Source organism: Paenibacillus sp. Marseille-Q4541 (genome assembly GCF_018310695.1).
Classification (GTDB): Bacteria; Bacillota; Bacilli; order Paenibacillales; family Paenibacillaceae; genus Paenibacillus.
This window is the reverse complement of sequence record NZ_JAGXCY010000003.1, coordinates 154,351-173,052: the sequence shown is the minus strand read 5'-3', so window position 1 is coordinate 173,052 and position 18,702 is coordinate 154,351. Positions and strand designations below refer to the sequence as shown.

Below are 18,702 nucleotides of genomic sequence, written 5' to 3'. Positions count from 1 at the left end.
CCTCTTCTCATGATTTATAAAATTTCTTTTAAGTATTTCAAGCTCTTCTCGATACTTTCCAGTTGAGGAATTTCAAATTCTTCCTGCTCAACGGTGAACCATTGAACACTGTAATTTTTACCTGCAGCCGTAATTGCTTTGAAATCCATGATGCCAGAACCAATTTCTGTATTTCTTTTGTCAGCTTCACTCTTCATATCTTTGATGTGCAAAATAGAGCAGCGATCTTTATATTTATGGATAAAATCAACAGCGCGCAGCCCCGCTTGCTCTACCCAGTATGTATCCAGTTCAACGAATAAATGATCAGGATCTGTGTTCTGCACTAAGAGATCCAGTCCATATTCACCATCAAATTTCTCAAATTCGATCCCATGATTGTGATAACCGAACTGAATCCCATTTTTTTTGCACTGCTCTCCAATTCGATTGAATTGCTCAGCGGTTCGTTTATAGCTGTCCTTGCTATTTCTCATCTCATCCGGAAGACCAGGACATATGATGTAAGCGCTATTAATTTCAAGCGAGTAATCAATTATTTTCTCCAGATTTTCCTGAAGATCCCCAATCCCGATGTGACTTCCTGCAGCCTTCAGCCTATACTCATCAAGTGCCTTCCTAACATCTTTAGAACTCGTGTTAAAATAACCAGCAAACTCCACACCGTCGTAGCCAATGTCAGCTACCTTTTTCAATGTGCCGAGAAAATCTGTGCTCGTTAGTTCTTTAATTGAGTACAATTGCAAAGCTATATTCTCCATGGTTTGCCTCCTTCCGGTGATACAAGTAAAGATACCAAAATCAGTGAGTAAGTAATACAATAAACCTATTCTTATATATCAAATATTTGTCATTCAATAACCGGGAGTGTGTTCAAATGACAGAACCTTATTATGAGTCTAACCGATCTTCAGTCGGTACAATTCAATGTCCTTTCGAAAGCATGATTCATTCTTGTAATGACAGAGGTTGGATCGTCAATGCTCACTGGCATATTTATATCGAGATCCTCTATCTTACATCCGGCAGGGCGAATGTATTCTTGGGTGGAGAATCCTATATCCTGAGCAAAGGGGATTTAATCCTGATTCATTCTCATGAAACTCATTCCGTATATGCTATGGATGAAGAGGGTGTATCTTATATCGTGATCAAGTTTGATCCAGAAATTTTGTACTCGACCTCAAGAACGATCTTCGAGTCAAAATATGTTCTTCCCTTCACGATGGGAAATTCAAAAAGTCGGCGTTCCTTTAGTCAATTGGAAATTAAAGACACCATACTCCCTGAACTCATACAAGAGATCTATGACGAATTCACATCGAAAAGCTACGGGTTCGAACTGGCTGTGCGTACACTGATCTGTCGGGTATTCTTATGGATATTACGTTCATCCCAAGATCAGCGCCCCCATTGGGACGTTACCCACTCGCTCAAGGAAATGGATATTCAGATGCTCCAAAAGGTATTCGAGTATATCGACGATAACTATAAGTTTGACATTAATGCCCAGACGGCCGCCCGTATTTGCAGCCTGAGCTATAGCTATTTTTCGCGGAGATTCAAAGCAATCATGGGAAAAACATTTACTACTTATTTAAATTACATCCGGATTACCGAAGCGGAAAAGTTGCTTCTGACATCCGATATGAGCATGACCGAAATCGCACTCGAAGTCGGGTTCTCAAATTCTAGCTATTTCATTCAACAATTCAAGCATTATAAAAACATTTCGCCTAACCAATTCCGCAAAAAAATCATTAGTGAAAATGCAGATCATACTATTTTGTAACTCTATGAATCTATCAATCGCCCTTTTCTGAAACATAACTCTATTCACCCAAGCAATCTCTCAACAATTGAATATTATATATTATCACCCGAAGGAGGTTGATTTTATATGAAAATAGTAAAGTATTCTACTGGTCCAGTTGAGAACGCTATTAATTTAGCCACAGTACCTGGAGAATCCAGAACGTTTTTTGCTAAAGCAATAAACAATGGGCCTACTACTGCCGTAGTACGAATTAAATTGTACCGTTTGAATGGAGAAAAAGTATTGATTACAAATACAACATTGACACTTGCTCCAGGTGCATCTGGATTCCGTATTCTTAATGTTGCTAACTTAGTTCAATTTGAAGTAGAGTATACAACGCACAGCAAACATGTCCTTGTTTCTGGCTGGGGGAAAAACGTGAATGGTCGTCTAGTTGCAGCTCATCGTTTCTCACCAACAGAATTAGCTAAAAAAGTTTACTTCAAACATCACTAATTTAACTTTCAGAAAAACGGCACGTTAAGAGTTACACTCCTTTATATTTTCTAATTTAAGCACCCCCAAAGGGTGCTTTTTTTTAATCTATGTATAAATAATTCATCCCCAATAACAATTAGGCTATTATTGGAGTTTACGATTACAATTGGATGTCACAACCGTCAAAAGGCATCCCTTTTTTTATGAGTGCTACACCATTAGTAATGGCATCCTTCTGAAATACGGATAGACTATCTTCATTTCCATCCCAGCTACTAAGCCACCAGAAGAAGGAACTCATATTCCTGTAGTCCATGAAAGTAGGAATCTGTTGACTCCAATAATGATCTATGGTGTTTTGCTTCACGTATCCCGTTAGAAACTCATTCAAAAATTGTTTTGCAAACTCGTGTTTTGATTTACGATCTTGGTTCGGCGATCCCCACCACACAGCATGTGTAGCTGCGACACCAATATCAAGCGCAAACCAGCCATAAATTGAATCATCAAAGTCAAAGACCGTAATATCCCCCTGATCTATTAGAAAGTTATAGGGATGGAAATCATAATGGATTAATCCGTAAGATTCCTGATCTTTGGGGAGGGATAAAATATAATCCTCAATCGCTGTTAACTTATCAAATAAAAATCTATATTCCCCTTCTTGAAGATAAGGATTATTGATTTTAGCCGCACTCCAATTCTCCCTTTTTAAACGGAAATCCATAGGATCGTATGTTTCTGTAAGCCGGTGCATTTCACCCATTGTCTCTCCCCATTTATTGAATAAGGATGGCCCCCACAACGTTGGATCACTATCAAAAAACTTGCCTGGTGCCATATGAAAAGCCGTTGCTATATACCACTTTTCATTTTCTTGATAAACAGCGGTTAACTGTCCATCTGTCGTTGTGATCGGCAACGAAGTACGTACTCCGTTTTCGGCCAAATATCGAACCCAATGAACCTCCGCTTTAATGTTATCCACATAATCTACTGTTTTCTCAGATAATCGTAATATATGTGGAAGACCACTCTTTTGGAATTGGAATACCTCATTACAAGAATTGCTGATAAACACCAACGTTTCCACATCAAATCCAAAAGATGCTGCCGACTTAACTAATAGCTCCCTGCTAATATGAGTAGCCATTTTTGCCTCCGTTTCATTACTAACTGAATAAGCTAATCTCTTTTGATATTACTTTCGTGAAGTAGGTTCTGTTAACCTGCTGCGCTTTCCTCCTCCTCAAATTAAAAATGTCGATTCTATGTGACACATTAAGTATAATTAGTAACACGAATACATTGATGAAGTAGAATGACTGGAGGATTTTATATGTATGACGTTGTTATCATTGGTGGAGGTCCATGTGGATTGTCTACAGCTCTTTCACTACAAGAAAAAGGAATCTCTTATGTAATTCTCGAAAAAGAAGCGGTTGTGAATTCAATTGTGAATTGTCCTCTCGATATGCGTTTCTACAGTACTTCAGATCGTTTAGAAATCGGAAATATACCGTTTATTACGAAGGAGATCCGCCCCACTCGAACTGAACTTCTAAAATACTACCGTGTGGTTACTGAACGTCAAGCTCTGAACATTAAGAGTTTCCAAAAAGTTACTGAAATTCATAGAGACGATAATTCTTTCACATTACAGACTATTAATCCAAAAGGAATAACTTCCACCTATAACGCACGAATGATTGTGTTTGCCACTGGAATTTTCGACAACCCTAAGAAAAATGGAGTTACCGGCGAGGAATTATCCAAGGTAATGTATTACTACAAAGAAGGTCACTCTTACTATGGACAAAATGTAGCTGTAATCGGAGGCAAAAATTCGGCTGTTGAAGCCGCGATTGACCTTTATCATTCAGGGGCACATGTTTCGCTCGTTCATCGAGGAGAAACTGTATTACAAGGGATCAAACCTTACTTGATTCCAGACATGCGCAATTTAATAGAAAAAGGTAAGATTACATTTTACCCTCAATCTAGTATCAAAGAAATTGATTCAACATCCATTACAATTCGTACACTCAACGATCATGATGTCCAAATTCCAAATGACTTTGTATTTTCCCTAATTGGTTATCGACCTGATGTCGATTTACTCGAAAGTATTGGAATTACATTTGATCCTTTAACATTAGTACCCTCGTTTAATAAAGATACTTACGAATCCAATGTCCATAATGTGTTTTTAGCAGGAGTCGTTACTGGCGGGATAACAAATCGAGTATACATAGAAGACGGACGTTTTCACGGATTAAATATAGCGGAGGAAATCCGAAGTAGACTATAAGATCTAAATCTCTCATGGAATAAAAAAAAACAATCAGCGATTTCAACGTAGAAATGACTGATTGCTTTTTTGTATTCATCTAAACATAAGATCTAGCTCTGCCTATCTGCGCTTCTTCTCTTTTACTCCATTCTCATCCGTTTGAATTGTTTGAGAAGGTTATCCTGGTGGAGAACCATCCAGTCAGCAAGGGATTGCCGCATATCGAATAGCGTCTGCTTGTAGTCCACATGATTAATGAGATTTGTTAATTCGTGTGGATCACTTTCCAGATGATAGAGCTCATCCATATCACCACAATTGAACACATATTTGTAGGAACCTTTGCGGATCATACGCTGCGTGAACATAGCTGCCTCCAGGCCAGCACCCTCGGTCACAACACTATCCGGCCATTCATCTACAGTCTCTCCAGTAAGCATCGGGAGGAACGATCTGCCATCCGATCCTTGCGGAATTGACCCTACACCTGCGAGATCAAGAATCGTCGCATGAATGTCACAAGTACCCACAAAACTTTCTTCTGTCCTGTGCTGCCCCTTCGTATCACCAGCTGGTTTGACGATAAGCGGGATACGGCAAGTTTCTTCATACATGAAGAACGATTTGTCGCACAATCCACCGTGAATTCCTAGTGATTCCCCATGATCGGCAGTAAAGATTATAACCGTATTGTCATACAGATCATGCTGTTTTAAATAATGGAGCAGACGCCCGATCTGTTCGTCAATGCTGCTCATGGCAGCATAATAATGTTTAATATAGGGCTCGAAATCGGACCATTCCGTCGTATTCCCTTTTTTGATGCGGTGGATAGACGGTTTGTCTTTATTATCATCGAAGAAGTTCGGCCACGGTTCTAGTTCCATATCTCGATACAAGTCTAGGAAGCGTGTCGGTGCAATGTAGGGCTCGTGGGGTCCCCAAAAGTTTAATGAGAAGAAAAAAGGTTCGTCCTGTTTACGAAACTGATCTATATAGTGAATCGCCCGTTCCGTCAAATAATATTCTACAGTAGACTCGATCGGTGAGGTCAATTCGGAAGCGTAATGGTACTCAAAGTGACCACTAATCTTATTCTCTTCCTTCCAGGTAAGTCCGTTATCCTCCAAGTATTGTTTGAATTGCGGGTAGTTCATGCCTCCTCCGCCATGACCTGCAAAATCGTCGCCTTCATAGCCAACGTCAGTAGGTAACGAGCGGTTGCCTGCAGAAATATCAGGGAATCGGATATAAGCAAGGTTATCTGGCAACCAGTTGCCCATCTCCGGCCCGAAGCCTAGATGCCACTTGCCTGTATAACCGATCTGGTATTCCTGCTCCTTCAATTGCCTGCTAAGAAGCCTCGGCGTATCCGGTAATTCATGAACCATGCTGCCCATACCATAAGTGTTCGTCTGCATTCCATGTTTAAAAGGGTATAACCCTGTCTGCATCGAAGCCCGAGCCGGAGTACACACTGGGCAGCTCGTGTATGCGTTCTCAAAAATAACACTTTCTTCAGCAAGTTGATTCAGATGGGGGGTTTGGCATACATTCCCTCCATAACTCTTAAGCGTATCAACTCTCTGTTGATCTGTCTGAATAAATATAATGTTTGGACGACTTGATGACTGCTCATTCTTAAAAGACATGATCCTATCTCCTCCATATCGACTGACGAGTTGTGCAAAGCAAGTGTATGCATCGTTCTTTGCATACCTAAATCGGTAATGTCTTCCTTTACGTGTTAATGAATTCGCTGACCTCTATAAGAATCCTGCTTGAGTTTTAACTTCAAATTAAAAAGAGGATATCAATTCATAGCTTTTACGACTCATGTTGTTATGTTATTGGGTATCGACTTGTTTGCCGATTCAGAAATGGCTTGATTCACTTTATTCCGAACTTCGAGAAGCCACTGCTGCGAATGAGGATAATCACTAAATGTAATGGGGCGATCTAACCCCTCTTCGATCAGATGGATAACCTGATCTTTTCCAATATAAGATTCTAACAGTTCAAGTGCTCGTATATCCTGTATCGCCTCAAACATCACTTCCAGTCTAATCGACTCAATGGGGCCGCTTGGGCCAGGATATACAATAAACGGGTCTCCAGAAGGGAAGCTTTGATCCGAATCTGTCACTTGAAAAGGATCAATAGGTTTGCGTGAAAATTGTGAAAAATAAAAATTATAACCCCAATGCAGAAACCCCTGAATTGCAAATTTGTACAGCTGGATTCCGATCACTCGGTTTCGAGCAGAGGGCATATGGAAAAATCGATTCGATACTTTCTGGCGTTGAGACACACAATAATAGGCCCATAAGGGTTGAACGTCGTTTTCGATAAATACATCAATATGATCTGTCGCGACAACTGGGGTTTCAACAAGTCCTTTTGTATAAAACTCATAATTAGATAAAGCATCAAAAATAGGGAATCCGTCTAAATGGCTTTTCATCAGCTGACTTACCTTCTTGAACGTGTCCATATGCTCAAGATAAGGTTCATCTGATACGTGGAAATAACAACGTTCCGTCAATTCATTTTCTTTAATAAAGGCAACAAGCTCAGGGAGAAATTGGTTCAGGAACAATGTATATTCCTCTCCTGTGCTATCTGTTTCCCAGCCGAAAATCTGTACTAACTCTCCAGATACATCCGCCATAATTTTTGGAGCATGCGCAGCACCCCACTGGGTAAATAAATGGGAGAACTCCACATACTGAATTTTATGTATACTACATAACTCAATCCATCGTTTCAATAGATCGAATTCAAAATGGTACCGCTCTTCTGACTTGAAGACCTTAACCAGCTGCAAAGTCGGTCTCTCTCCTCCTATTGCTGTATCCAGAGGTAAAGTAAATAGCGGCGTTAACATCATATTCATGCCATGCTTGGCTGCCGTTTGCATAAATTGACCTATTCTCATCCAGTGTTCCTCGCTAAGAATTGGGCATTTATAATATTCGGCTAGGCAATCAGCATGAAACCATTCGGTATGAAGAAGGCGTTGCGGCGGCAACGAGGCCGGAATAATGGTCAAATGAAATACTTCCTGACCCAGCGTCTGCTTATTCTCATCTTCAAATTGGACTGAGATGGAGTGAGATCCCTCGAGTGCACTAGGGTCAATTTCTACCGTAACCCAAACGGAACGCCATTGATTAGGAAGCGCAGCTGCCTCCGTTAATTCCGGTGTGTATAAAGGATCGGGATACTGTCCAGGCGTCGTGCGAAGAACATTTTCGTCAAAGTCATCAAAGCAAGGGAGATCAGAAGGAGATAATCCTACTAGACGATAATAGGCATTGCCTTCGATTGTACTTTCCAGCTTGATTCCCAGCGGTTTAATACGTTTGTTGCACCGATATGCAACTTGAAAGGAGTAACTTTCCCCTCTAAGCGCAGAGGCTGATGAAAATGCGGTATCTTTTAATTCTTCATCTGCAAATACCTTTGACAGTGAGCTTAAACATCGAGTTTCAAAATGAACCATTCTAAATAACCACCTTTCGATCAACTATAATTTTGAAAATCCGCTAAATCATGTTTACTAACTCACTTATATAGTTCAGCAAAAGAATGAATAACCCTGTGACTTTACAAAAAAAGCCTATCATAATATCTTTCCTTCAAACCAAAAAAGCCGCAATAGATGCGGCTTCTGATGACTCTATGGTTTTGTCCCTCAAAATTGTTAAGAGAACCTTCTGAATTTCTTACGTTAAAATTTTTCTATTTAAAATATTTTCTAACAAAGACCATGCTTCATTACAAGTTGGACCGGTGATAAAAGGTTCAAAACCATAATTTAAATACATATTGATTGCTTGATAACTTGTAGTTTGGGAGGTTAAATAAGCTTTTGAATGATGATCAGCTAATATATTCATAGCTGTGCTGAGTAGAGGTTTTGCAAGTTTTTGTCCTTGGTATTCCGGAGTAACCCCTACCCAATGAATTCTACCCGATATTTCTCCGTCACCAAGTAAGTCACCATACCATGCTGTTGTGGTTGCAATCACTTCACCATCTTTATTCTCAATGAAAACACACCGCTTCGCCATATCATCAAGATAGGGTCCAAATTCTTTATTGAAGCGCTCTAGTGCAGCTTCCTCATTTTTAAATTCATCTACACTTGTTTCAACCCTGGCCCAGTTGTGTTCGTCACCCTTTTCAAACAACCGAATTCGGTATCCAGCAGGAAGCGTATATTGTGGAATATCTAACAAATCTTTTCTTACCATTTTTAATGGGATTCTTTTCATACATCTTCATCTCCTTATTGTGAAATCTAATGTATTCATCAAGGCTAACCGATTCTCCTAAGAGATAACCCTAGCTTACAGGTATTCGGCAATGAAAGACAGTAATTATCTAACTTGTTTTATCAAAAAATAGCAGCATACCGCTATTCTTTATCATTTTTCTGCAAGAATTCCTCATCAAATGTGAAGTTATGGACTTTGTATACACCACATTTAAACATTCGAAATCATCACTTTTAGCAAACCCATTTTCCTTGTGAGTGTGTTTGATTACAAAGAGAATCCCCATCATTAGCTGATGGGGATTCTCTAATTATTTTTTCAAAAAATATGATCTATATATTAGCACCCTTTGTCTCTAAGATTATTCACTCACTTTTACGAGCATTTTACCTAGATTCGCACCTTGGAACAATTGTAAAAATGCTTCAATTACGTTATCAAATCCTTCAACAACCGTTTCTTCGTACTTTAACTTACCCTCTGACAGCCATTTTCCAAGTTCTTGCAGCCCCTCCGACTGCCGATCTGCATAGTCACTGAGGACGAATCCTTGGATGAGTGAACGAGTCTTGATTAATTTCGTCTGAATACGTGGGCCCATGTCTCCGTCTGTACTGTTGTAGGATGAAATCGCACCGCAGAGTGGAATACGTGCATGATTATTAAGTAAGTTCATCACAGCGTCTGATATCGTCCCGCCAACATTATCAAAATAAACATCCACACCATTAGGGCATGCATTTTCCAGATCCTGACCTAAGTTATTCGTTGTTTTATAGTTAATAACCGCATCAAAGCCAAGTTCCCGCTTCAAATAATCGCATTTTTCATCGGTACCTGCAATCCCAACAACACGTGCTCCTTTGATTTTGGCGATCTGTCCAACAAACATCCCCACGGATCCTGCTGCTCCAGACACAACGACCGTTTCTCCTTCTTTCGGTTGACCGATATCAAGTAAACCGAAGTAAGCTGTAAGACCTGTTAATCCAAGTACACTTAAATAAGCAGATACCGGTGCAATCTTCTCATCGATTTTAGTTACTTTTTTAGCTTCCACTGTATTGTATAGCTGCCAGCCCAACATACCAATCACTTTGTCTCCAGCTTTGAATTGGTCTGATTTTGATTCCGTAATTTCCCCCACAAGTCCACCAGTAATCACTTCATTTAACTGGAATGGCGGAACATACGATTTCGCATCACTCATTCTTCCACGCATGTAAGGATCCACTGATAAGTATAACGTCCGTACCACAACTTGTCCTTCTTCTGGCATAACCACGGAAACATTTTTAAACTCAAAATTATCCTGAGTTGGCATACCTACTGGACGTGAAGTTAAAAGGACTTGTCTATTTTTATTTTGCTGATTCATATGATCACTACTCCATTACATGTTTTTATTTTGATATTACATTACCTATTACCCTTGCATTTAAAAATCTAACGACCATGATATCAACAACTCAATTGTTTGATAGTTATAAAACTTTCAAATCATTAACAAAAAATGAAGGGTCTCCGGACAAATTATAAGCTGTCCAAGAAACCCGGCAAAAATTCGGTAAACGTATCTTCTCGAAGCTGACTGATCTTATTCTGGCCCATACGTGTGACACTGACTAAATCAGCCTCATATAAAATCTTGAGATGATAAGACACATTCGATTTATCCATACCCATAGATTCACCGATAGATCCACATGTGTTGTTGTCCCGATGGAGATGAAGATAACGAATCATTTCGATTCGTTTCACTTCTGCTAATGCTTTGAAAATCTTAACCCGTTTTACATCATTTTGAAAAGAGTATTGTTTGATAGTCATCAAACTATTGTATTCCTCTCATTTAGTAAAGTCAAATGGACCGTTACTAGTTGTTATTTCTGTTAACTTCCGTACATGATCGTAAACCTTTTTTAAAGGAATCCCATTTGAAATCGCGATCTGCTTACATTCCTCATATTCAGGAGCCCACTCGACAACGTCACCGGCATAGATCCCTTTTTTCACGGTGACCGGTCCCCACTCGGTTTCAACCTGTTCAAACTTTCGTTCCAGTCTATGTACAGTCAACGGATAATAACGAATGCCTAACGTTGTCGTTTCCTTAAATAATATCTCTTTCATTTTGCTAACATTTGCCGATGAACATAACAGTTGAAGCAGAGTGCCTGGTCTGTTCTTCTTCATAAATATCGGTGTATAGAATACATCATTAGCACCGTTCTCGAACAGCATGTCCATTACATACCCTAGCCATTCTCCGGGAATATCGTCTAGATTCACTTCCATTTTCACCATTTCTGTATCTGTATGCTCATGATCAGGAGGACGGTGAGATTTCATAGTCATGCTCCTCTCTGCTCCATTTATTCCCCGATAATAACGCGCAAAGCGTTGGGCTGATCTGGGAATGTTTTTGTTCCCGCTCCATATCCAATCGATTGAATGTTCATAGAAGGAATAGAACCAAACTCCTCAGCCAGGACTGCGATAATTGCAGCTCCAGTCGGTGTTGTAAGTTCTGCTCTGATATCCGATTGCTCCAAAGGAATGCCTCTTAACATTTCAAGTGTCGCAGGGGCAGGAACGGGATAAATACCATGATCGATACGAATCTTCCCTTTCCCTACAGGGACTGGCGAAGACTTCACAGTATCAATACCTAATTGATGAATCAAGATAGCGGCTCCGACAATATCAATAATAGAATCTACTGCGCCCACTTCATGGAAATGAACTCGCTCCAGTGGAATTCCATGAATAAGCCCTTCTGCTTCCCCGATTTTCTTGAAAATCTGTAATGCCGTTTTTTCCACCCGTTCTGATAATCCAGCCGCTTCAATTAAACGGACAATATCTTTATATGACCTGTGATCGTGGTGATGATGCTCATGCGCATGGGTATGGCTATGATCGTGATGATCGTTGGTATGGGCGTGCTCATGCGTGCGTCTATGGTCGTGATGCTCGTGTGTATGGGAATGTTCATGCGTATGTCCATGGTCGTGAGCTTCATGTTTATCGCTCTGTCCATCCACAAGATCATTATGTCTATGTGCATGGTTGTGAGCATCTTTTTTCTTATCTTCCAGCAAGATCACATCAAATTTAGTGCAAGTGATTCCGTTCTTTATGATCTTTTCCCACTTTAATTCATACTCATCTTCAATATGAAGTTTGCTCAGCTCTTCTCTCAAGTGGATGGGATCAGCCCCTGCATCGATCAGCGCTCCAATGAACATGTCACCGCTAATTCCGGAGAAACAATCCAGATAAAGTGTTTTCATAATTTATAGCCCCTTTTGTATAAGCTTATGAATGAGTGCAGCGTTGTAACCTCCGCCAAATCCGTTATCTATATTGACAACACTGATGCCTGAAGCACATGAATTTAACATGGTCAGGAGGGCAGATAAACCGTTGAAGTTCGCTCCGTAACCAATACTCGTAGGAACAGCGATGACAGGATGAGCAACTAATCCACCGACGACACTTGGAAGAGCACCTTCCATACCTGCAACAACTACAGATACCACAGCGTTCTGAATTTCCTCTGCATGATGCAGCAGACGATGAATTCCGGCAACACCCACATCATAAATACGATGCACGTTGCTTCCAAGAACCTCAGCTGTGACCGCTGCTTCTTCGGCGACCCGTATATCTGAGGTTCCGGCAGCAATCACGGCAATGTATCCTTGGGGTCTCTTATCTGCCGTTTCGATAGATTTCCAATATAAGATTTTTGCTACTTCGTTATATATTAAATCAGGCATGATCTTCAGAACCTTCTCAGCTTTGTCCATAGAAACTCTGGTGACAAGTATCTGATTGTTTTGTGAACGCAGAGACTCGACAATGGAACTGATTTGTTCGGATGTTTTGCCTTCTCCATAAACAATTTCAGGAAATCCTTGACGTTTTTTTCGATGATGATCCACTTTTGCGAAGCCCAAGTCTTCAAAAGCAGCTAGTCGCTCCTGAGCTTCGGCCACGCTTAGTTCTCCATTTTTAACTTGATTCAATATGTTCTCTAGCACTCCGTTCACCTCTTTGCTTCAGTTCTTGCGATCAGAACAATTTGGCTATCGTATTTGCCAATGTTTCATAGTGATGATAGATCTCTTTATACCGCTTGCTGTTCTCCTGATTAGGTACCACAGGTGTACTCATCGGAATATTATCTTTAATTGCTTCAAAAGATGTAACCCGTCCGACAGACACCATTGCCGTCCAAGCAGCGCCCCAAGCAGCACTATGATGATTCTCTGAAACATAGATTTCAGCTTCAAAAATATCGGCCATCATTTGCAGCCACAGTCGCGATCTGGATAAACCACCGTTTACATATATTTTTAGCGAAGTTCCGGCAATTTCCTCGAGTGCTCTACCAATTTGATATAGATTAAAAGTGATCCCTTCCAACACAGCACGTATAAAATGTTCTTTTTTATGTGTGATCGTCAAGCCATAGAAGTTTCCTTTCGCCTGTTGATTCCAAACCGGTGCTCTTTCTCCATTTAGATACGGCAAGAAGAGAAGTCCTTCCGCACCGGGTTCTACCCGCTCTGCTTCACGTAGGAAACTTTCAAAACTCCCTTGGTCATTGAGCAGATCCTTAACCCATTGTAGGACAATCCCCCCGTTGTTGGTAGGTCCCCCGATAATAAAGGAATCTTCCATAAAAGAGTAGCAAAAGGTTTCCTGCTTATCGCTAACCTTCGAGTGATTAGTAAATTGTCTAATCGCTCCGCTAGTACCTACCGAAACAGCGACTTCCCCTGGAAGCAAGGCCCCGATACCTAAGTTCGCCAGTTGACCGTCAGCTGCCCCAATAACAAAAGGAAGTCCTACATGGATACCCATTTGTTCCGCTATGTCCGGTTTAATGCCGTTTATCTGGGTTGTTGGAGATACGACCTTTGATAACTGTTCTTCAGTTACACCTGCCATTTGTAACAACTCTTTTTCCCACGCATGTGTTGAAGGGTTATACAATCCGGTCGCGGAAGCCATCGAATAGTCGATCATCTTCTCCCCAAACCAACAATATATTAAATACTCTTTAATAGACATGAAAGAAACGGCATTCTGGTATGGTGCATAATCGCTTTCTTTCATCCATAACAGCTTTAAAAACGGTGTCATCGGATGTACTGGGGTACCAGTAAGAGAATAGATATGTTTTTTCATCTGTTCAGACATTTGATCTACCTGATTGGTGCTTCTTCCATCAGCCCATATGATCGCAGGAGACAGTGGTATACCTTCTTCGTTTACAATCAAAAGGGAGTGCATGGCAGCGGAAATTCCAATAGAAATAAGTTCATCCTTCCCAATTTCAGCTTTTCTTACCGCTTCTCTAATTGCCCTCACCGCGGAGCGTTCAATCTCTATCGCATCTTGTTCAGCCCAGCCCTGCTGTGGATAATGAAAACGATTCATTTCTTCGGCTTCCGCTACTAAATCACCCTGAATATGGAACACACAGGCTTTCACACTGGTCGTACCGATATCTAGTCCAATTACAAGCTCTCTAGGCATGTGTATCTTCCCTTCTGTCTATATAGAAAGAACCTTATTCATACTTCCACTCTTGTATCCTAGCAAATCTAACGTAACATATTTATATCCATAGCTTTGAAGCTCTTGCACAATAAGAGGATGATGTCTTAAAACCGTTTCCATATCTTGAGGCTCCACTTCGATTCTAGCAATTTCCTGATGAGTACGTACTCTTACCTGACGGATACCTAGTGATTTTAAATAGGCTTCCGCCTTTTCTACCTTTTTAAGCTTCTCGTTCGTAATCATCTCCCCATAGGCAATCCTTGAGGATAGACAGGCAAAAGAAGGTTTCTCCCACGTAGGTAAATTCCGCTCTTTGGATAGCTCTCTGATCTCAGCTTTGAACAATTCAGCTTCTAGAAGAGGACCGCGAATGCCTCTTTCCTTGGCAGCCTGCATCCCTGGACGGTGTTCATTCATATCATCAGCAATAACGCCATAAATGATATTCTGAAAGGACTTTTCCTCGAGTACCGGAATTAAATGGTCAAACAAGCTGCTCTTGCAAAAATAACAGCGGTTCTTATTGTTCTCTGCATAACCCGGGATAGCGAGCTCAGAAGTTTCAATCACTAGGTGTTTAACACCGATGAGTGCGGCCAATTCTTTTGCTTCTTCTAATTCGCTGGTAGGATACGTTTCTGAATCCGCTGTAACAGCAAGAACATGATCGGCACCCAAAGTGTCAACAGCTGCTTTTAATAGAAAGGTACTGTCAACTCCACCAGAGAAAGCGACAACTACCGATTTCATTTCACGAAGGATGGATTGTAATCTGTCATATTTATTTTGAATCACTTGTGATCCCTCCCATTAATAGATCCATTTACTGAATGAAATTTAAATGGTCATACTTCCAAATCCACCGTCAACACGAATTAATGTACCGGTTACAAAACTAGATGCCTTTTCAGAAGCAAGCCAGATTGCAGCACCTTTCAGTTCTTCTGGTGTACCAAAACGCTGCATCGGCGTATGATTCATAATAGAATCTATTCGCTCTGGACTCAGAATTTTACGATTCTGCTCAGCTGGGAAAAATCCCGGAATAATGGCATTAACACGGATTCCTTCCAGTGCGAATTCACGCGCCAGGAACTGAGTGACACTGTTTAATCCGGCTTTGGAAACCGAATATGTAAATACTTTGGATAAAGGCGTTGTTGATGATACAGAAGAGATGTTAATGATGCTTCCAGTCCGCTTCTGCTCAATCATCTTCTTTCCAAAGATTTGACAAGTTTGTACAATTCCCTTTAAATTCACATCCATAATATCGTCCCATTCTTCCATTTCTAGCTCGAAGAACGGGGTCGAGCTATTTTTACCTGGAGCGTTCAACAGAATATCCCAGCCTCCTGCCCATTCCTCAATTGCCGTAGCTACTTGAATTAGAGAGTCTCGAGAGCTGACATTCGCTTGAAAAGCCTTGGCTTTCCCTCCATTTTTAATAATCGTATTTACTACTTCTTCTGCTTTTTCTAAATTACGTCCCACAATGGCAACATTCGCACCTTGTTCAGCCAATCCCGCTGCCATGGCGGAGCCAAGCACGCTATTCCCCCCAATTGCAACTGCTGTTTTCCCCGTCAAATCAAATAAATTAGTCATCACTTACTCCTCCTAGTTTTAAAATAAATTTCCTTTGCTATCGAAAGAAATGTCATATAGTTCAGAGACCAGTTCCATTTGAGGATGCTGTCTCACTGCATCAAGCAACGCCTCAGACACTTCGATTTCATTAAGCACTAACGTATTTTTTATTCGAACCATTTTGACTTGATCAAAGTCTAAAATATTGCTTGTTTTGATTGCTGCCTGAATCGTTTCTCGGTCGTTAGGTAATGTGGTCGCAATTTTGGTAGGGGCTACGACCGTTGAAGTTAATCCATTCGCATAGGTCGTTTCCAAATCCATCTTGTCTACGAGCCTTTGCGTTGTAAAATCCGCGGTTCCAACGCCGTTTGCATTGCCTTCGGTTTGTGGAGTCAAATCAAGCACTACAATCTTGTTGACCTCAGGTCCTCCGTAGGCGTAAGGCGTAGGATACCTTCCCGTAATATTCGGGTCCATGCCGTCTCCACTTATGTTTTTTCCGATCTGATCTATGACAAGCACTTCTAATTGGTCAAAAAACAACTTAGGAAGCATTTCCTTTGCTTTCACCTGAAGCCCGGCTTCTTTTTCGATAATTTCCTCCGGTGTTAGTGTCTCAATGACAGCTACTTTATCAAATGCATTTTCAACCGTTGCCACCCCAAACAAAATCGGCTTTTGCTCCATAATCATCTTCGCCATGGCTGGGACATTTTCGGCCATATATTTAAATCCCAGCTGATGACAAGCTTCTGCGCCTTTTTGCTTACCGAGTCCAATGCTGATCATCTTCATGATTCCGCTTTCAACACTTCCTCTAAAAGCGGTATGAGGCTTCACTCGATTAATGACTACGATGCCGTCAGCACTAGCTGCATGTTTATCTACGTATACGGGAAGTCCATTAGGCAACGTTCCAAGTTGTACAACTTCCATCGAAGAACGAATTTCACAATTGACACTTTCTTCTGTAACCCCTAGATGAGCCAATACTTCACGTTGCCCTTCTGCTGTAGCTCCTCCATGACTCCCCATACTAGGCACGATAAAAGGCTTTGCCCCGGCATCTTGCAAAAATTTCACCGTCACGGCAGTTAACTCCACCAGTCGGTCTAATCCCCTACTACCTACCGCAATTGCAATTTCCATGCCAGGCTGAATGCTCTTCCGAATTTTTTCTCTTTCCAACTTCTTTTGCAATTCGGTACCGAGGTCTTCAATCTGATTGTTCTCAAAATTCACTTTTACTTTTGCCATTTTTGGAACCGGAATATTTTTTAGAAGCTCTTGTAAAATCCCCATACTTACTTCACTCCTCTTCCTTATATTGAATGTTCATATTTCTATTAAATATCATTTTATGTCTGCTTGTCTGCATAGATTAACTTTTTTGTTATATCAATTAATTTGTTTACCATACAAACTAATTAACTGTATAATAACATCATGCTTTGGGTTCGTCAATCAATTAAGGAGGTGCTATATGATTTACGGAGATTCTTCTTTTATCAAACAAATGAACCGTGCCCTCATTGTCAGCAAAATTATAGAACACGGTTCCATTTCAAGGACAGATTTAGCAAAAGTAACGGGGCTAAATAAATCAACTCTTTCCGTTCAGGCCGCCGATTTACTCGCTGAAGGTTTAATTATTGAAACACACATGGAGCACAATCATCCAGGCAGAAAGCCGATCTCCCTCTCCCTTAATGAAGAAGCTGGATATGCACTAGGTATCGACCTTGATGGAGAAAAGATTTCTTTTGTGCTATCCAATTTACTTGGCGTTCCTGTTTGTTCTCAAGTGATTGAAGTTACAACACTTACCTACAACGAAATACTCGAAATCCTTGCGGAACAAATAAAACTCTATAAGAAGACTTGTGATCATACGGTACACGGACTCATCGGAGCTGCCATTGGAATTCATGGAATTGTAGACAATTCTGAAGGAATTAGTTATGTCCTCCACTATCAATGGCACAACAAAAATATAAAAGATGATCTCATAAGTGCAACAGGACTTAACATATATGTTCAGAACAACGCAAATTTAAGCGCATATGGGGAAACGGTCTTCATGCATCACCGAAGTGACAATTTGATTTCATTAAGCTTGCATTCAGGAATTGGGCTTGGGATGATGGTTCAAGGAGAGATATTGAAAGGTTATCATGGTTTTGCGGGAGAGATCGGCCATATGATCATCGTTCCTCATGGGAGAGCCTGCAGCTGTGGAAATGTCGGGTGCTGGGAACAATATGCCTCAGAATCTAGCTTTCTACGTACAATGGCCATCACGAAAGATAAGGAACGAGTCAGTTTGCAGGAGGTTGAACAGTGGATTCAAATAGCTGACCCGATCACGGTTACTGAGTTAGAAATATATTTGAACTACATTGCCACAGGACTCAACAATATGATTAATCTATTTAATCCAGAAGTTTTGATTCTTAATAGTCAGTTACTAAAAAATTATCCCGATTCTATACCACATCTAAAATCCCTTCTGATCTCGCAAATTAGTCAGCCTTGTGAGTTACGTATTTCCGAGTTAGGAGATCATGCATGTGTTATGGGAGCATGTGCATTTGTTATTAAAAGCTTTCTGGGAGGTTCGGAGCTACGTCTGAGATACAACAAGAAGTAAACGTTCTTCCAACAAAAAAACGAATAAAGCCTAGTGCATTGGCTTT

At 40.7% G+C, this 18,702-nt stretch carries 18 protein-coding genes; 4 read left to right on the top strand and 14 right to left on the bottom strand.

All coding sequences use genetic code 11. The features are described from left to right. Positions 1-14: 14 nt before the first annotated feature. Positions 15-761: a sugar phosphate isomerase/epimerase family protein gene (locus tag KFT32_RS05630; RefSeq protein ID WP_211746154.1), complete on the bottom strand. Its 747-nt coding sequence runs from the start codon at positions 759-761 to the stop codon at positions 15-17. 116 nt (positions 762-877) lie between these two features. Between KFT32_RS05630 and KFT32_RS05625 the strand changes: the two genes are divergently transcribed. Both KFT32_RS05625 and KFT32_RS05620 read left to right on the top strand, forming a co-directional pair. Further along, positions 878-1,792, top strand: coding sequence for an AraC family transcriptional regulator (locus tag KFT32_RS05625; protein WP_211746153.1), 915 nt, complete (start codon positions 878-880; stop codon positions 1,790-1,792). Between the two features lie 108 nt (positions 1,793-1,900). Then, on the top strand, positions 1,901-2,275 hold the full coding sequence (locus tag KFT32_RS05620) for a hypothetical protein (RefSeq protein WP_211746152.1): 375 nt from the start codon (positions 1,901-1,903) through the stop codon (positions 2,273-2,275). Between the two features lie 142 nt (positions 2,276-2,417). Here KFT32_RS05620 and KFT32_RS05615 read toward each other — a convergent pair whose 3' ends face one another. Beyond that, positions 2,418-3,410: a phosphotransferase enzyme family protein gene (locus KFT32_RS05615; protein ID WP_211746151.1), complete on the bottom strand. Its 993-nt coding sequence runs from the start codon at positions 3,408-3,410 to the stop codon at positions 2,418-2,420. 186 nt (positions 3,411-3,596) lie between these two features. Between KFT32_RS05615 and KFT32_RS05610 the strand changes: the two genes are divergently transcribed. Next, positions 3,597-4,568, top strand: a complete 972-nt coding sequence (locus tag KFT32_RS05610; protein ID WP_211746150.1) for a YpdA family putative bacillithiol disulfide reductase — start codon at positions 3,597-3,599, stop codon at positions 4,566-4,568. Between the two features lie 122 nt (positions 4,569-4,690). Here KFT32_RS05610 and KFT32_RS05605 read toward each other — a convergent pair whose 3' ends face one another. From KFT32_RS05605 to KFT32_RS05550, 12 genes are all read right to left on the bottom strand, one after another. Further along, positions 4,691-6,202, bottom strand: coding sequence for a sulfatase family protein (locus KFT32_RS05605; protein ID WP_211746149.1), 1,512 nt, complete (start codon positions 6,200-6,202; stop codon positions 4,691-4,693). A 182-nt stretch (positions 6,203-6,384) separates the two neighbouring features. After that, positions 6,385-8,055, bottom strand: coding sequence for a DUF4091 domain-containing protein (locus KFT32_RS05600; RefSeq protein WP_211746148.1), 1,671 nt, complete (start codon positions 8,053-8,055; stop codon positions 6,385-6,387). Between the two features lie 223 nt (positions 8,056-8,278). Further along, positions 8,279-8,830: a GNAT family N-acetyltransferase gene (locus tag KFT32_RS05595; protein WP_211746147.1), complete on the bottom strand. Its 552-nt coding sequence runs from the start codon at positions 8,828-8,830 to the stop codon at positions 8,279-8,281. 364 nt (positions 8,831-9,194) lie between these two features. Beyond that, the gene (locus tag KFT32_RS05590) at positions 9,195-10,211 is read right to left on the bottom strand and encodes an NADP-dependent oxidoreductase (RefSeq protein WP_211746146.1); all 1,017 of its coding nucleotides are present in this window, start codon (positions 10,209-10,211) and stop codon (positions 9,195-9,197) included. A gap of 155 nt (positions 10,212-10,366) precedes the next feature. After that, a complete protein-coding gene (locus tag KFT32_RS05585) occupies positions 10,367-10,663 on the bottom strand; it encodes an ArsR/SmtB family transcription factor (RefSeq protein WP_211746283.1) in 297 nt (98 codons plus the stop codon). Positions 10,664-10,681: 18 nt separating this feature from the next. After that, positions 10,682-11,185, bottom strand: a complete 504-nt coding sequence (gene larC2 / locus KFT32_RS27410) for a nickel pincer cofactor biosynthesis protein LarC2 (RefSeq protein WP_211746145.1) — start codon at positions 11,183-11,185, stop codon at positions 10,682-10,684. 23 nt (positions 11,186-11,208) lie between these two features. Beyond that, positions 11,209-12,129, bottom strand: coding sequence for a nickel pincer cofactor biosynthesis protein LarC (larC, locus tag KFT32_RS27405; RefSeq protein WP_211746144.1), 921 nt, complete (start codon positions 12,127-12,129; stop codon positions 11,209-11,211). Positions 12,130-12,132: 3 nt separating this feature from the next. Further along, on the bottom strand, positions 12,133-12,882 hold the full coding sequence (larB, locus tag KFT32_RS05570; protein WP_211746143.1) for a nickel pincer cofactor biosynthesis protein LarB: 750 nt from the start codon (positions 12,880-12,882) through the stop codon (positions 12,133-12,135). A 31-nt stretch (positions 12,883-12,913) separates the two neighbouring features. After that, a complete protein-coding gene (locus tag KFT32_RS05565; RefSeq protein WP_211746142.1) occupies positions 12,914-14,386 on the bottom strand; it encodes a gluconokinase in 1,473 nt (490 codons plus the stop codon). 18 nt (positions 14,387-14,404) lie between these two features. Continuing rightward, positions 14,405-15,205 carry an ATP-dependent sacrificial sulfur transferase LarE gene (larE, locus tag KFT32_RS05560; protein WP_481856308.1) on the bottom strand — a complete coding sequence of 267 codons (801 nt, stop codon included), beginning with the start codon at positions 15,203-15,205 and terminating at the stop codon, positions 14,405-14,407. 45 nt (positions 15,206-15,250) lie between these two features. Then, complete coding sequence (locus KFT32_RS05555) at positions 15,251-16,021, bottom strand: SDR family oxidoreductase (protein ID WP_211746140.1); 771 nt, start codon at positions 16,019-16,021, stop codon at positions 15,251-15,253. Between the two features lie 18 nt (positions 16,022-16,039). Further along, entirely contained in the window at positions 16,040-17,308 is a 1,269-nt protein-coding gene (locus tag KFT32_RS05550) for a nickel pincer cofactor-dependent isomerase, group 22 (RefSeq protein WP_211746139.1), read from the bottom strand. Between the two features lie 181 nt (positions 17,309-17,489). On the opposite strand from KFT32_RS05550, the gene KFT32_RS05545 reads away from it, so the two are divergent. Then, positions 17,490-18,656: an ROK family transcriptional regulator gene (locus KFT32_RS05545; RefSeq protein WP_211746138.1), complete on the top strand. Its 1,167-nt coding sequence runs from the start codon at positions 17,490-17,492 to the stop codon at positions 18,654-18,656. The last annotated feature ends 46 nt before the right edge of the window (positions 18,657-18,702 follow it).

Bases quoted from the DNA above. Each gene is read 5' to 3' on its own strand.
- KFT32_RS05545 (WP_211746138.1), top strand. From the start codon at position 17,490: ATGATTTACGGAGATTCTTCTTTTATCAAACAAATGAACCGTGCCCTC.
- KFT32_RS05565 (WP_211746142.1), bottom strand. From the start codon at position 14,386: ATGCCTAGAGAGCTTGTAATTGGACTAGATATCGGTACGACCAGTGTG.
- larC2 (WP_211746145.1), bottom strand. From the start codon at position 11,185: ATGAAATCTCACCGTCCTCCTGATCATGAGCATACAGATACAGAAATG.
- KFT32_RS05595 (WP_211746147.1), bottom strand. From the start codon at position 8,830: ATGAAAAGAATCCCATTAAAAATGGTAAGAAAAGATTTGTTAGATATT.
- KFT32_RS05610 (WP_211746150.1), top strand. From the start codon at position 3,597: ATGTATGACGTTGTTATCATTGGTGGAGGTCCATGTGGATTGTCTACA.
- KFT32_RS05620 (WP_211746152.1), top strand. From the start codon at position 1,901: ATGAAAATAGTAAAGTATTCTACTGGTCCAGTTGAGAACGCTATTAAT.
- KFT32_RS05590 (WP_211746146.1), bottom strand. From the start codon at position 10,211: ATGAATCAGCAAAATAAAAATAGACAAGTCCTTTTAACTTCACGTCCA.
- KFT32_RS05555 (WP_211746140.1), bottom strand. From the start codon at position 16,021: ATGACTAATTTATTTGATTTGACGGGGAAAACAGCAGTTGCAATTGGG.
- KFT32_RS05600 (WP_211746148.1), bottom strand. From the start codon at position 8,055: ATGGTTCATTTTGAAACTCGATGTTTAAGCTCACTGTCAAAGGTATTT.
- larC (WP_211746144.1), bottom strand. From the start codon at position 12,129: ATGAAAACACTTTATCTGGATTGTTTCTCCGGAATTAGCGGTGACATG.
- KFT32_RS05550 (WP_211746139.1), bottom strand. From the start codon at position 17,308: ATGGGGATTTTACAAGAGCTTCTAAAAAATATTCCGGTTCCAAAAATG.
- KFT32_RS05615 (WP_211746151.1), bottom strand. From the start codon at position 3,410: ATGGCTACTCATATTAGCAGGGAGCTATTAGTTAAGTCGGCAGCATCT.
- KFT32_RS05605 (WP_211746149.1), bottom strand. From the start codon at position 6,202: ATGTCTTTTAAGAATGAGCAGTCATCAAGTCGTCCAAACATTATATTT.
- KFT32_RS05625 (WP_211746153.1), top strand. From the start codon at position 878: ATGACAGAACCTTATTATGAGTCTAACCGATCTTCAGTCGGTACAATT.
- KFT32_RS05630 (WP_211746154.1), bottom strand. From the start codon at position 761: ATGGAGAATATAGCTTTGCAATTGTACTCAATTAAAGAACTAACGAGC.
- KFT32_RS05585 (WP_211746283.1), bottom strand. From the start codon at position 10,663: ATGACTATCAAACAATACTCTTTTCAAAATGATGTAAAACGGGTTAAG.